Source organism: Rhizobium rosettiformans W3 (assembly GCF_004912135.1).
Lineage (GTDB): Bacteria > Pseudomonadota > Alphaproteobacteria > Rhizobiales > Rhizobiaceae > Allorhizobium > Allorhizobium rosettiformans.
Genome location: NZ_STGU01000001.1, coordinates 316995 through 328913 on the forward strand (window position 1 = coordinate 316995; position 11919 = coordinate 328913).

Annotated in this window: 9 protein-coding genes; 3 read left to right on the forward strand and 6 right to left on the reverse strand. The window is 62.9% G+C overall.

Features of this window, described 5'->3' with window-relative positions; all coding sequences use genetic code 11:
* The first annotated feature begins 8 nt into the window (after positions 1-8).
* The 3 genes from tal to FAA86_RS01530 all read left to right on the forward strand — a co-directional run bounded on the left by tal (position 9) and on the right by FAA86_RS01530 (position 5546).
* A complete protein-coding gene (gene tal / locus FAA86_RS01520) occupies positions 9-965 on the forward strand; it encodes a transaldolase (protein ID WP_136538048.1) in 957 nt (318 codons plus the stop codon).
* Between the two features lie 105 nt (positions 966-1070).
* Positions 1071-1463 (forward strand): GFA family protein, encoded by a 393-nt coding sequence (locus tag FAA86_RS01525; RefSeq protein WP_136538049.1) that lies wholly within the window; start codon positions 1071-1073, stop codon positions 1461-1463.
* A gap of 420 nt (positions 1464-1883) precedes the next feature.
* Entirely contained in the window at positions 1884-5546 is a 3663-nt protein-coding gene (locus FAA86_RS01530) for a beta strand repeat-containing protein (RefSeq protein WP_136538050.1), read from the forward strand.
* Positions 5547-5570: 24 nt separating this feature from the next.
* On the opposite strand, the gene FAA86_RS01535 is transcribed toward FAA86_RS01530, so the two are convergent.
* The 6 genes from FAA86_RS01535 to FAA86_RS01560 all read right to left on the reverse strand — a co-directional run bounded on the left by FAA86_RS01535 (position 5571) and on the right by FAA86_RS01560 (position 11754).
* Entirely contained in the window at positions 5571-6041 is a 471-nt protein-coding gene (locus FAA86_RS01535; protein ID WP_136538051.1) for an SH3 domain-containing protein, read from the reverse strand.
* Between the two features lie 141 nt (positions 6042-6182).
* Positions 6183-7607: a gamma-aminobutyraldehyde dehydrogenase gene (locus FAA86_RS01540; protein ID WP_136538052.1), complete on the reverse strand. Its 1425-nt coding sequence runs from the start codon at positions 7605-7607 to the stop codon at positions 6183-6185.
* A gap of 69 nt (positions 7608-7676) precedes the next feature.
* Positions 7677-8492: an ABC transporter permease gene (locus FAA86_RS01545; protein ID WP_136538053.1), complete on the reverse strand. Its 816-nt coding sequence runs from the start codon at positions 8490-8492 to the stop codon at positions 7677-7679.
* Positions 8482-9432, reverse strand: coding sequence for an ABC transporter permease (locus FAA86_RS01550; RefSeq protein ID WP_136538054.1), 951 nt, complete (start codon positions 9430-9432; stop codon positions 8482-8484). The genes FAA86_RS01545 and FAA86_RS01550 overlap by 11 nt, the downstream gene beginning before the upstream one ends.
* Positions 9429-10418 carry an ABC transporter ATP-binding protein gene (locus FAA86_RS01555; protein WP_136538055.1) on the reverse strand — a complete coding sequence of 330 codons (990 nt, stop codon included), beginning with the start codon at positions 10416-10418 and terminating at the stop codon, positions 9429-9431. Before FAA86_RS01555 ends, FAA86_RS01550 begins: the two co-directional genes overlap by 4 nt.
* Before the next feature lie 178 nt (positions 10419-10596).
* Positions 10597-11754 carry an ABC transporter substrate-binding protein gene (locus FAA86_RS01560; protein ID WP_136538056.1) on the reverse strand — a complete coding sequence of 386 codons (1158 nt, stop codon included), beginning with the start codon at positions 11752-11754 and terminating at the stop codon, positions 10597-10599.
* Between the last annotated feature and the right edge of the window lie 165 nt (positions 11755-11919).

An 11919-nucleotide genomic window follows, 5' to 3' on the forward strand; every position in this document is an offset into this window, starting at 1 on the left:
ATGACCTGATGACCTCGAAACTCGAACAGCTTCGTTCCATGACGACCGTGGTCGCCGACACCGGCGATATCGAGGCCGTCCGCCGCCTGAAGCCGGTCGATTGCACCACCAATCCGTCGATCGTCTTGAAGGCGCTCGGCACCGATGCTTTCCAGGAAGCCTTCCAGGAGGCGATCAGCTGGGGCAAGGCCAAGGGCGGACAGGACGATGCCGTGATCGGTGCGATCGCCGACCGTATGGCGATCTCCGTCGGTGCAGCTCTGGCCGAACTCGTTCCGGGCCGTGTATCGACCGAAGTCGATGCGGATCTCTCCTTCGACACGAAGGCATCGGTCGAGAAGGCGCACCAGATCATTGCAGGCTACAAGGAGCGCGGCATCGAGAAGGATCGCATCCTGATCAAGCTCGCCTCGACCTGGGAAGGCATTCGCGCCGCCGAAATCCTGCAGAAGGAAGGCATCGACTGCAATCTGACGCTGCTCTTTTCCAAGGCCCAGGCGATTGCCTGCGCCGAGGCCAAGGTCTTCCTCATCTCGCCCTTCGTCGGCCGCATCCTCGACTGGTACAAGAAGTCGACCGGTCAGGACTATACTGCCGAGACCGATCCGGGCGTCGTCTCGGTCCGCTCGATCTACAATTACTACAAGGCGAACGGCATCGGCACGATCGTCATGGGTGCGTCCTTCCGCAACGCCGGTGAAATCGAAGCGCTGGCCGGTTGCGACCGTCTGACCATCAGCCCGCAGCTGCTCGACGAGTTGAATACAGATCAAGGCACGCTTGCCCGCGCGCTTTCGCCCGACACCGTCAAGGCCGAGCCGCATGTCTCGCTCGACGAGAAAGCCTTCCGCTGGGCGATGAACCAGGACGCTATGGCGACCGAAAAGCTCGCCGAGGGCATTCGCGGATTCGCCAAGGATATGGACACACTGCGCGGCCAGATCGCCAAGGCGCTTGCTGCCTGATCAGGCAACCGATCCCTCAGATCCGAGTTTGGAGATGGCCGTGGCGCAAGCTGCGGCCATTTCTTATTGTCGATCAATGGATGAGGACCGGAAGAGAGAGCGGATATGGCGATTATTGCGGGTGGCTGCGCTTGCGGCAAGGTGCGGTTCGAAGCGGAGGGCGAGCCCGACCGCGTCGGCATCTGCCATTGCCTCGACTGCCGCAAGTATCACGGCGCGCTGTTCTTCGCCGCGGCGATCTATCCGGAAACACAGGTCCGGGTTTCCGGTGAGCCTCAGATGTATGACGGCCGCTGTTTCTGTGCCACATGCGGCTCTCGTGTCTTCAACCGCAGCGGGGCCGAACTCGAGCTTCATCTCGGCGCCCTCGACGACGTCAACGTGTTCCAACCAACATACGAACTCTGGACCATCCGGCGGGAGAGCTGGCTTCCCGCGTTTCCGACGGAGGAGCGGTACGAGCGGGATCGGCCGGGAGAGGGGCGAGAGGAGGCATAAAGCTGGTCTCTGCCAATCCACTGCCTCCGATCAACTGCTTGTGTCGGTTAAATAATCGACCATAGGCTGCAAAAGCGCTGCCTTAATCATTGACGAAAGGTTAATTTCTAATTCATATCGCAGCCATGACGCGTATGCGAATCCGCTCTGGATTCGCGGCGTAAGGTTCGGGTCAGCCGACCAGGGTCATTGTCATGGTGGGGAGGCAGGGATCGAACCTGCTGCATGAAGCGTTCTCCGCTTTCAGGCTCTAATCCAGCCATGTTTCACTGAAATTGCGTCCGCAACTGTCTGTCGTCGCTCGCTCTTCTGCGCGTGCCCGGCAGGCGTCTTTAAGGTTTCGCGTGCTTCGAAAGGAGATGCGAGCCTGTCGCTGGTCGCAGTGCTTTTTCGATCCATTGGTTTTTAGGGCAGGCGTTGATGGCTACGATCATTCCTTCGATGAGCATCAATCAGATCAGGACGCTGGCAACGTCGACGATTGCGTCGTTCACCAGCGAAGATGTGGGCGCGCTGAGCTCGGCCCAGATCGCCGCGCTGTCATCGAAGCAGATTTCCGCCTTTCAGACCGATGATTTCGATGGCTTTTCATCCAGCCAGCTGCGGGCCGTCTCGGCCGCAGCGGTGCGTGGCCTCACCATTGATCAGCTTGCCGTCATCGACAGTGCCAAGATGATCGGGCTGGATAGCCGCCAGCTTGGTGCGCTGTCCTCCGTTCAGGTCGCAGCGCTTTCCGCAGACCAGTTCGACGCCCTGTCAACATCGCAGTTGAGCGCACTGACAAGCCTGGCGCTCGCCGGCCTTGGGACGGATGATATCGCGACGCTCACCTCCGCCGAGCTGGCAGCGCTGTCTACCCGTGCGCTGGCAGGCCTCTCCTCAGCCAACTTTGCAGCCTTCACCAGCAGCCAGCTCTCTGGCCTGACTTCGGCGCAGATCGCCTCTCTCTCCACCGCTGTCATCGCCAATCTCAGCACCAGCCAGATCGACGGCCTCTCCTCGCTGCAGCTCTCGGGCCTGACGTCGCGACAGATCTCGGTGCTTGCCGCCGACAAGCTCGCGTCCCTGGGAACCGATCAGATCATCGGACTGAGGAGCGGTGCCGTTGCTGCTCTCTCTTCCACGCAGGTTGCCGCCCTGTCGACGCAGCAAGTCGACGCCTTGACGAGTGTCCAACTGGCAGCGTTGACGTCCACCGCGATCAAGGGGCTCGGTACTGAAGATATCGACGTGCTCTCGGCCGATGATGTTGCCGCCATTGCGACACGGGCGCTGACCGGGCTTTCGCTTGATGTCTTCGGCTCGCTGACATCCGCCCAGCTCACCGCGCTCAGTTCCAGCAAGCTCGCGGCACTCACCACGGCGCAGATCGCTTCTTTGACCTCCGAGCAGGTCGACGGCTTTAGCTCTGCTCAACTGGCAGGTCTGTCTGGCGCTCAGGTGAACGCCCTGAGCTCCGGCACTTTGCTGTCGCTCAGCACCGATCAGATCAGCGGTCTTTCGACCCGTGTGATCGCCACGCTCGGCTCAGCCACCATCGCGGCGCTCGACAGTGCGCAGGTCGCGGCGCTTTCGACCTTGCAGATTGCCGCCTTGTCTTCGACCGGCGTGGCCGGGCTCGGGACGGACGATCTGGCGAATTTCTCCTCGACCGAATTCGCGGCCCTGAACACGCGCGCCCTTCAGGCGCTGTCGACCGTGCAGATCGCGACCCTGCTTTCCACGCAGCTGGCGGCTCTTTCTTCCGGTCAGGTGGCCGGCCTGACGACGACGCAGATCGCAGCGCTTACCAGCGCGCAGCTTGACGGCCTCACCACGACCCAGGTGGCAGCACTCACGTCGGCTCAGATCGTCGCCTTGGGCAGCGCCAACATCACCACGCTGTCCACCGCCCAGATCGCGGCCTTGAGCAGCCGGACTGTTGGTGCTCTGACCAGTGCCCAGCTCGATGCAATGACCAGCGATCAGATCGAGGCGCTGACATCGACACAGATTGCGGCTCTCTCTTCCAGTGACCTTGCAGCACTCTCCTCGGGCGACCTTTCTACCTTCTCCACATCCGAGTTCGCGGCCATCAGCCCAGCCGCCGTGCCCGGAATTTCATCGGCTGTCATCGGCAATCTGTCGACAGCCCTGATCGGGGCGATGAGCACACGCGCCGTGGCAGCCCTGAATTCCGCGCAGGTCGCGGCCATGACGTCGGCTCAGATCGCGGCGCTGTCGAGCGCGCAGATTGCGGCCCTGTCTTCGACCTCCGTCGCCGCACTCGGCTCGGATGATCTCTCGACCTTCGATTCCGCCGACATTGCTGCGCTGAATGCCCGGTCTCTCGCCGGCCTCTCGACCAGCGCCTTTGCCAGCCTGACCTCCGGTCAGTTGGTTGCGCTCAGCTCGGCCCAGGTAGTCGCGCTTTCAACCGCCATCATCGGTTCTCTGAGCAGCGCCCAGCTGAGTGCCTTGACGACGAGCCAGATTGCCATGCTCTCGTCCAGCCAGGTTGCTGCACTTTCGACCGCGGCACTCGCTCTGCTCGATAGCGCGCAGATCGGGGCCATCAGCACAAGGTCAATCGGCGCGCTGACATCCCAGCAGGTTTCCGCCTTGAACACGGCAACCTTCGATGCCTTGACGACCGTGCAGCTCAGCGCGCTGAGTTCGTCGGCGATCCGCGCCCTGACGACCGGCGCCATCAGCACATTGACCTCGTCCGAGATTGCCGCTCTGCCCTCTCGGGTGATTGCAGCGCTCTCCACCAGTAGCATCGCGTCCTTCACTTCCGAGCAGATCTCGAGCCTCACGGGCACTCAGGCCGCGGCGCTGACGACAGCGCAAATCGACAGTCTCACCAGCGCACAGATCGATTTCCTCTCGACGGGCGCCATTGCCGGGCTCACCAGCACCCAGCTTCGGTCGCTGACGTCGGAGCAATTCGGCTCTCTGTCCACGGCGCAGATGCAATCGCTGAGCACGCGCGCCATTGGAGACCTTGGCAGTACCCTGTGGTCCGCCATCGGCAGCGCCGAATTTGCGGCTCTTTCCACCGCGCAGCTTTCGGCGCTGGGCAGCGCGCCTTTGGCTAGCGCCCAGCTCGATACGCTTTCCTCGTCGGAACTCGGCGTGTTGAGCACGCGCACCATCGCCTCCATCGCCCCGTCCTCCTTCGCGACCCTCGACACGGCCCAACTCGCCGGTCTCACCTCCGCCCAGGCGGCCGCGCTGACAACGGCGCAGATCGGCGGCCTGAGCAGCGATCAATTCGATGGTCTGACGACGGCCGCCATCGCTGCCCTCAGCAGCACTCAACTGCGGGCGCTTTCGACGGATACATTCGCCTCGCTCTCCACCAGTCAGGTTGCGGCGATCAACAGCCGTGCCTTCGCAGGCCTCAGCTCCACCCAGATCCAGGCCCTGTCTTCCGAGCAGATCGGGTCTCTGACGACAGCCTTGCTGGCGCTGCTGTCCAGTGCGGCCGTGGCCGGACTGACGACAGACGATATCGATGTGCTCGACCCGAGCGACATCGCTGCCATCAATGCGCGTGCGATCGCCGGATTGTCGACGGCAAACATTGCCGCTCTCGACAGCGCCCAGCTCGCCGCGTTGACTTCCGCACAGCTGAGCGCTCTGACAACGGCACAGGTGCGGGCGCTGACATCGAGCCAGGTCGCAGGCCTCTCCAGTGGTCAGTTTGCCGCTCTGTCCTCGACACAGATTCGCACCCTCTCCACCGACAGCATCGTCGCCTTGAACACGGATCAGGTCGCAGCGCTCAACTCGCGGGTCATCGGTGCGCTCTCGACTGAGCAGCTTGTCGCCATGACCACGGCACAGATCGAGGCCCTGACCCCGGCACAGGTTGCCGCCCTCGGCTCGGCTGCGATCCGCGCCCTGGAGAGTGCGGATCTGCAGCTCTTCTCCACTGCTGACATCGCAGCCATCGGTACCGGGGCAATTGCCGGACTGTCGACGGATGACATAGGTGATCTCAGCACCTCCCAGCTTCTCGCCCTGACGACGCCGCAGGTCCAGGCCATGAACGATTACCAGCTCGCAGCTGTCCTCGCGGCCTATCAGGAGATCTGATCCCCGAGGGATGCGAGCTGCGCCTCAGGGCCGTCTTGGTCGGGCGAAGGGATCGATCAGGATATCCGGCTCGTATTTTGGATTGCGGATGTCGTCGGGTGGGGCAAAGCCGGGTTCTTCGAGCAGGAAGCGGCCATCCACCCAGCCAGAGATGCGTGGGAGATCAACGGTCGCGACGCGGCACCAGTAGCCGCCACGGCTGTCCTTGCAGGAGAGCCGCTCGATCGGCGTTCCCTCTTCGAGCGCATGGATGATGCGGAAAGTAGGCCCTGCACCGGAATAGACCGGGAGGCGTTGGCCAGGGGGCAGGCCGCGGACGTGCCAGAGATAGCTGTCCAGCATCAACCCGCCGCCGTCGATGTCCGGGGCAGGGATCACCTGAGGCTCTTGTGCCATCGATGAGGTGGCAAGAAGCGTGGCCGCGAACAGAACGACCGCCATCGCCGTGACGGTCTTCTGGTGCCTGTATCCGGTCTCGTTCAGCTCGCCGCGCATGTCGCTCTCCTGATTCCGCCCGATGATACGGAGGAGAGCGCCGCGGTGCCACCGGTTTGGTCGGTCAGGGTAAACGCGCCGTCGAAGGGCAGGATTCCTTATCGGATATCCCACCCTTCGCGCCCCGCAGGCCCCGCGAAGTCAGTGCGCGATCATCACGTGGCGGACGGCGGTGTAGTCTTCCAGCGCGTAGAGCGACATGTCTTTGCCATAGCCGGACTGCTTCATGCCGCCATGGGGCATCTCGTTGCAGAGCATGAAGTGGGTGTTGATCCAGGTGCAGCCGTAACGCAGCTTGGCGGCGGTCTGCATGGCGCGGGAGATGTCCTTGGTCCAGACGGAGGAGGCAAGGCCGTAGTCGCTGTCATTGGCCCAGGCGACGGCCTGTTCGGCTTCCGTGAAGCGGGTGACGGAAACGACCGGACCGAAGACTTCGCGCCGGACGATCTCGTCGTCCTGCGTTGCGCCGGCAATGACGGTCGGGGTGTAGAAGAAGCCCTTGTCGGAGCCGAGCTTGCCGCCGGTCACGACTTCCATGTGCTTGTGTTCGGCCGCGCGGGTGACAAAGCTTTCGACGCGGTCGCGCTGGCGCTTGGAGATCAGCGGACCGATCTCGTTTTCGGCGTCGTCGGCCTGGTTGAACTTGATGGTCGACACGGCGCTGGCGAGATCGGCGACGAAGCGGTCATAGATCTTGTCGCTCGCATAGATGCGGCAGGCGGCGGTGCAGTCCTGGCCGGCATTGTAATAGCCGAAGGTGCGAATCGCCGAGACGACGGCGTCGATATCGGCATCGTCATGCACGATGACCGGGGCCTTGCCGCCAAGTTCGAGATGGGTGCGCTTCACGGTCTTGGCAGCCGCCGTCAGCACCTTCTTACCCGTTGCGATATCGCCGGTGATGGAGACCATTGCGATCTTCGGGTGGTTGATCAGCGCATTGCCGACGCTTTCGCCGCGGCCGAGCACGACGTTGACCACACCTTCCGGCAGGATGTCGGCCATGACCTTGGCGAGCTTGAGTGCCGTCAGCGGCGTCTGCTCGGAGGGCTTGAAGACGATGGTGTTGCCGCCGGCAAGCGCCGGTGCGAGCTTCCAGGCCATCATCATCAGCGGATAGTTCCAGGGCGCGATCGAGCCGATGACGCCGACGGCATCGCGGCGGATCATGGAGGTGAAGCCCGGGAGGTATTCGCCCGAGACGGGGGCCTGCAGCGTGCGGATCGCACCGGCGAAGAAGCGATAGCAGTCAACGATGGCCGGAATTTCATCGTTGAGCACGGCGTTGATCGGCTTGCCGCAGTTGAGGCTTTCAAGCGCTGCGAAAGCGGCGGCATCCTTCTCGATCGCATCGGCGATCGCGAGCAGATAGCCGGCGCGCTGGCCGGGGGTCGTCTGCGACCAGGAGACGAAGGCGCCTTCGGCGGCGTCGACAGCCGCTTCGACCTGGGCGAGCGAGGCTTCGGGGAGATCGATGATGACGTCGCCGGTCTTCGGGTTCAGGATCTTTTCGTCCGTCTCTGTGCCGGCTTCGAACTTGGCGCCGATCAGCATCTGGGTGTCCATGTCGTTCTCCCTTTCATCAGACTTCAATTGCGAGACCGGCGGCCGCGGCCGCACGGATTCGGTGGTTTATCATTTGCCGTTGCCTGCGATCTGGTCGGTATCGCGGGTCAGATAATAGGCTGCCAGGATCGGCAGGAAAGTGACGATGACCACGACCACGGCGACCACGTTGGTGACCGGGCGCTGGCGTGGGCGGATCAGTTCTTCGAGCATCCAGATCGGCAGGGTCGATTGCTGGCCGGCGGTAAACGTGGTGACGATGACCTCGTCGAAGGAGAGCGCAAAGGCGAGCATGCCGCCGGCGAGAAGGGCTGTCGCGATGTTCGGCAGGATCACATGGCGGAAGGTCTGGAAGCCGTCAGCGCCGAGATCCATCGAGGCCTCGATCAAGGAGCCGGAGGTGCGGCGGAAGCGGGCGACGGCGTTGTTGTAGACGACGACGACGCAGAAGGTGGCGTGGCCGAGGATGATCGTCCAGAAGGAGAAGGGGATATCCGCGAGCGAAAAGGCCGAGCGCAGCGCAATGCCGGTGATGATGCCGGGCAGCGCGATCGGCAGGATCACGAGCAGCGAGATCACTTCGCGACCAAAGAACTTGGTGCGGGCGACGGCGGCGGCTGCGAGTGTGCCGAGCACGAGCGCGATGACCGTTGCGATGCTTGCGACCTTGACCGAGAGTGTGAGCGCTTCCCAGATGTCCGGACGGTTCCAGGCGACGGCGAACCATTTGGTGGTGAAGCCCGGCGGCGGCCACTGGAAGGTCTTTTCCTCCGTGGTGAAGGCATAGACGAAGATCAGCAGGATCGGCAGGTGCAGGAAGGCGAGGCCCGCGCCGGCGGCGATCTTCAAGGACAGGCCTGATGACTGGGAGCGGTCAGAGCGCATCGAAGGCCCCCATGCGTTTGGCGATCGTGAGATAGATCCCCATGATGACGATCGGCACGACCGAGAAGGCGGCAGCAAGCGGGATGTTGCCGGCGGTTCCCTGCTGGGCATAGACCGCCTGGCCGATGAAGAGGCGCGAGGTGCCGACGATCTGCGGGATGATGTAATCGCCCATGGTCAGCGAGAAAGTGAAGATCGAGCCGGCGACGATGCCGGGGAGCGCCAAGGGAAAGAGCACATGGCGGAAGGTCTGGCGGCTATCGGCACCGAGATCGCCCGAGGCTTCGATCAGATTGCCGGGCACGCGCTCCAGCGCTGCCTGGATCGGCAGGATCATGAAGGGCAGCCAGACATAGACGAAGACGATGAAAGTGCCGAGATAGCTGATCGACAGGGAATTGCCGCCGATCACGGGGATGGCGAGGATGCCGTCGAGCAGCCAGGTCAGATGCAGTTTCGCGAAGAGCCAGGTGAGGATGCCTTCCTTGGCGAGGATCAGCTTCCAGGCATAGACTTTGACGAGATAGCTCGACCAGAGCGGCAGCATGATGCCGAGATAGAAGACAGCCTTCCAGCGACCCTTGGCGTAGCGCGCGGCATAATAGGCGATCGGGAAGGCGATGACGGCGGATGCCAGCGTGACAGCCGCCGACATCAGCAGCGTGCGCAGGATGATGTCGAAATTGGCCGGGCGGAGCAGTTCGCCATAGGTCGCGAGCGTGAACTCGTAATTGATCAGGCCGGAAAATTGATCGATCGAGAAGAAGCTCTGCATGAGCAAAGCGATCAGAGAACCGACATAGATGATGCCGAGCCAGAGCAGGGGCGGCACCAGCATCAGAACCAGCAGCAGGTTGGGACGCCGCCAGAACAGATCCGAGAGCCGCCCCATCAGGCCCTGACGGCCAGGGGTGATGGCGGGTGCGGAGATCGCCGTCATGCGGCCTCCTCCATATAATGCAGGTCGGAGGGCGACCAGGCGATGCGGATGCTTTCGCCGGCTTGAGGCGCGGACTGGCCAGCGGGCAGTGAGACGGTGAGGGCCGTCACCGCCGTTTCGACGAAGAGCTTGGTCGAGGCGCCGAGGAAGCTGGTCGATCGCACGGTCGCCTCGACACCGCCTTCCGAGACGATGCGGATCGCTTCGGGGCGCAGGCTCGTCCAGCGGGATTCTCCGCCGAGCGCCTTCATCGCTTCGGGCGCAATCACATTCGAGGAGCCGACGAAATCGGCGACGAAGCGGGTGCGCGGGCGGTTGTAGATCTCGTGCGGTGTTCCGGCCTGGACGATCTTGCCGTCATTGAAGACAGCGACGCGGTCGGCCATAGAGAGCGCTTCGCCCTGGTCATGGGTGACGAAGACAAAGGTGATGCCGAGCGAACGTTGCAGGCTCTTCAACTCCTCCTGCATCTGTTCGCGCAGTTTCAGGTCGAGTGCGCCGAGCGGCTCGTCGAGCAGCAGAACCTTGGGCTTGTTCACCAGTGCACGGGCGAGCGCCACGCGCTGCCGCTGGCCGCCGGAGAGCTGACCGGGCTTGCGGGTGCCGTAGCCGGGGAGTTTCACCATCTCCAGGGCCTTCTCGGCCTCGCGGTGGCGTTCGGACTTGGTGACGCCCTTGACCATCAGGCCATAGGCGACGTTGTCGAGAATGTTCAGGTGCGGGAAGAGGGCATAGTCCTGGAAGACCGTGTTGACGTTGCGGCGATAGGGCGGCACGCCCTCGGCCGTCTCGCCGAAGATCTCGATATGGCCAGACGTCGGCTGTTCGAAGCCGGCGATCAGACGCAGGCAGGTCGTCTTGCCGGAGCCGGAGGGCCCGAGCATGGCGAAGAATTCACCTGGCTCGACGGTCAGGTCGACGGCATCGACGGCTTTCACGCTGCCGAAATGGCGCGAGACCTTCGAGAAGGAGACGGCTGCGGTCATGGGGACTCCAGGATTTCAGTAGGGTGCCGACAGAAGGCCAGCGGAGGTCTACACCCTCCCCTTGAGGGGGAGGGTCGGAACGAAGGTCCGGGGTGGGGTGACCACCAGAGTGTCGTTTAGAAATCACCCCCACCCGCGCGTTCCGCGCGACCTCCCCCCTCAAGGGGGAGGTGGGAGATCAACGTCCGCCGATCACGCCGATGTAGTCGGAGACCCAGCGGTGGTAGGGGACGCATTCGCCCTGGCTTTCGCATTTCGAAACCGGGGTCTTCCAGAACTTGATCTTGTCGAAGTTCTCGTAGCCGTTGGTTTTGCAGCCTTCGTCGCCGAGCAGCGCATTGCCCTTGCAGGCGGCGGGAACGGAGGGAACCGTGCCGAACCAGGCGGAGACGTCACCCTGGACCTTGGGCGAGAGCGAATGTTCCATCCACATATAGGCGCAGTTCGGGTGTTCGCTGTCGGCATGCAGCATGGTGGTGTCGGCCCAGCCGGTGACGCCTTCCTTCGGGAAAACCGAAGCGACCGGCTGGTCGGCCTTCAGGAGGTTGACCTGGAAGGGCCAGGAGCCTGAGGCGACCACGCCTTCGTTCTTGAAGTCGTCGATCTGGATGAAGGCATCGTGCCAGTACCGGCTGACGAGCTGGCGCTGGCCGCGCAGCAGGTCCAGGGCTGCCTTGTACTGATCTTCGTTCAGCTCGAAGGGGTCCTTGATGCCGAGTTCGGGCTTGTGGAACATCAGGTAGTTGGCGGCGTCGGCCACATGGATCGGGCCGTCATAGGCCTGGACGCGGCCCTTGTTGGACTTGCCGTCGGCAAGCGTCATCTCTTCGAAGACGACGTTCCAGCTGTCGGGCGCTTTGTCGCCGAAGGCCTTGGTGTTGTACATTAGGACGTTCGGGCCCCAGACGTAAGGCGTGCCGTAATGGACGCCGTCCTTGGTGTGCCAGGGAGCGTTCTGCAGGCGCTCGTCGATGGTGCTCCAGGAGGGGATCAACGCCGTGTTGATCGGCTGGACGCGCTTGCCCGCGACGAGGCGCAGCGACGCATCGCCTGAAGCGGTGACAAGGTCGAAGCCGCCTTCGTTCATAAGGGCCACCATTTCATCCGAGGTGGCGGCGGTCTTCACCGAGACCATGCAGCCGGTCTTCTTTTCGAATTCGGTGACCCAGTCGAAATTCTTGTCGGTTTCGCCGCGCTCGATATAGCCGGCCCAGGCGACGATGGACAGCGCGCCTTCGCCCGGACCCAGCTCCTTCAGCGGCTCCTGGGCAACGGCGGCCGTGGTCAGACTGAGGACGGAGGCAAGGACAGTGCAAGACTTCAGAAGAGATTTCATCGCGAGGTCTCCCGGTTGTGAGGCCGCTTTGCGTGCCCCTTATTGTTCCCGGAGAAAAAGTTGCCGCGATTTTACCGCATTCGCAAATTCATTCGTCAGAATGGCGGTATCGGTTTTTCCGATGGGGAGTCGTGAGGTGCTTGTTGGTTTTTGCCCCTCATCCCC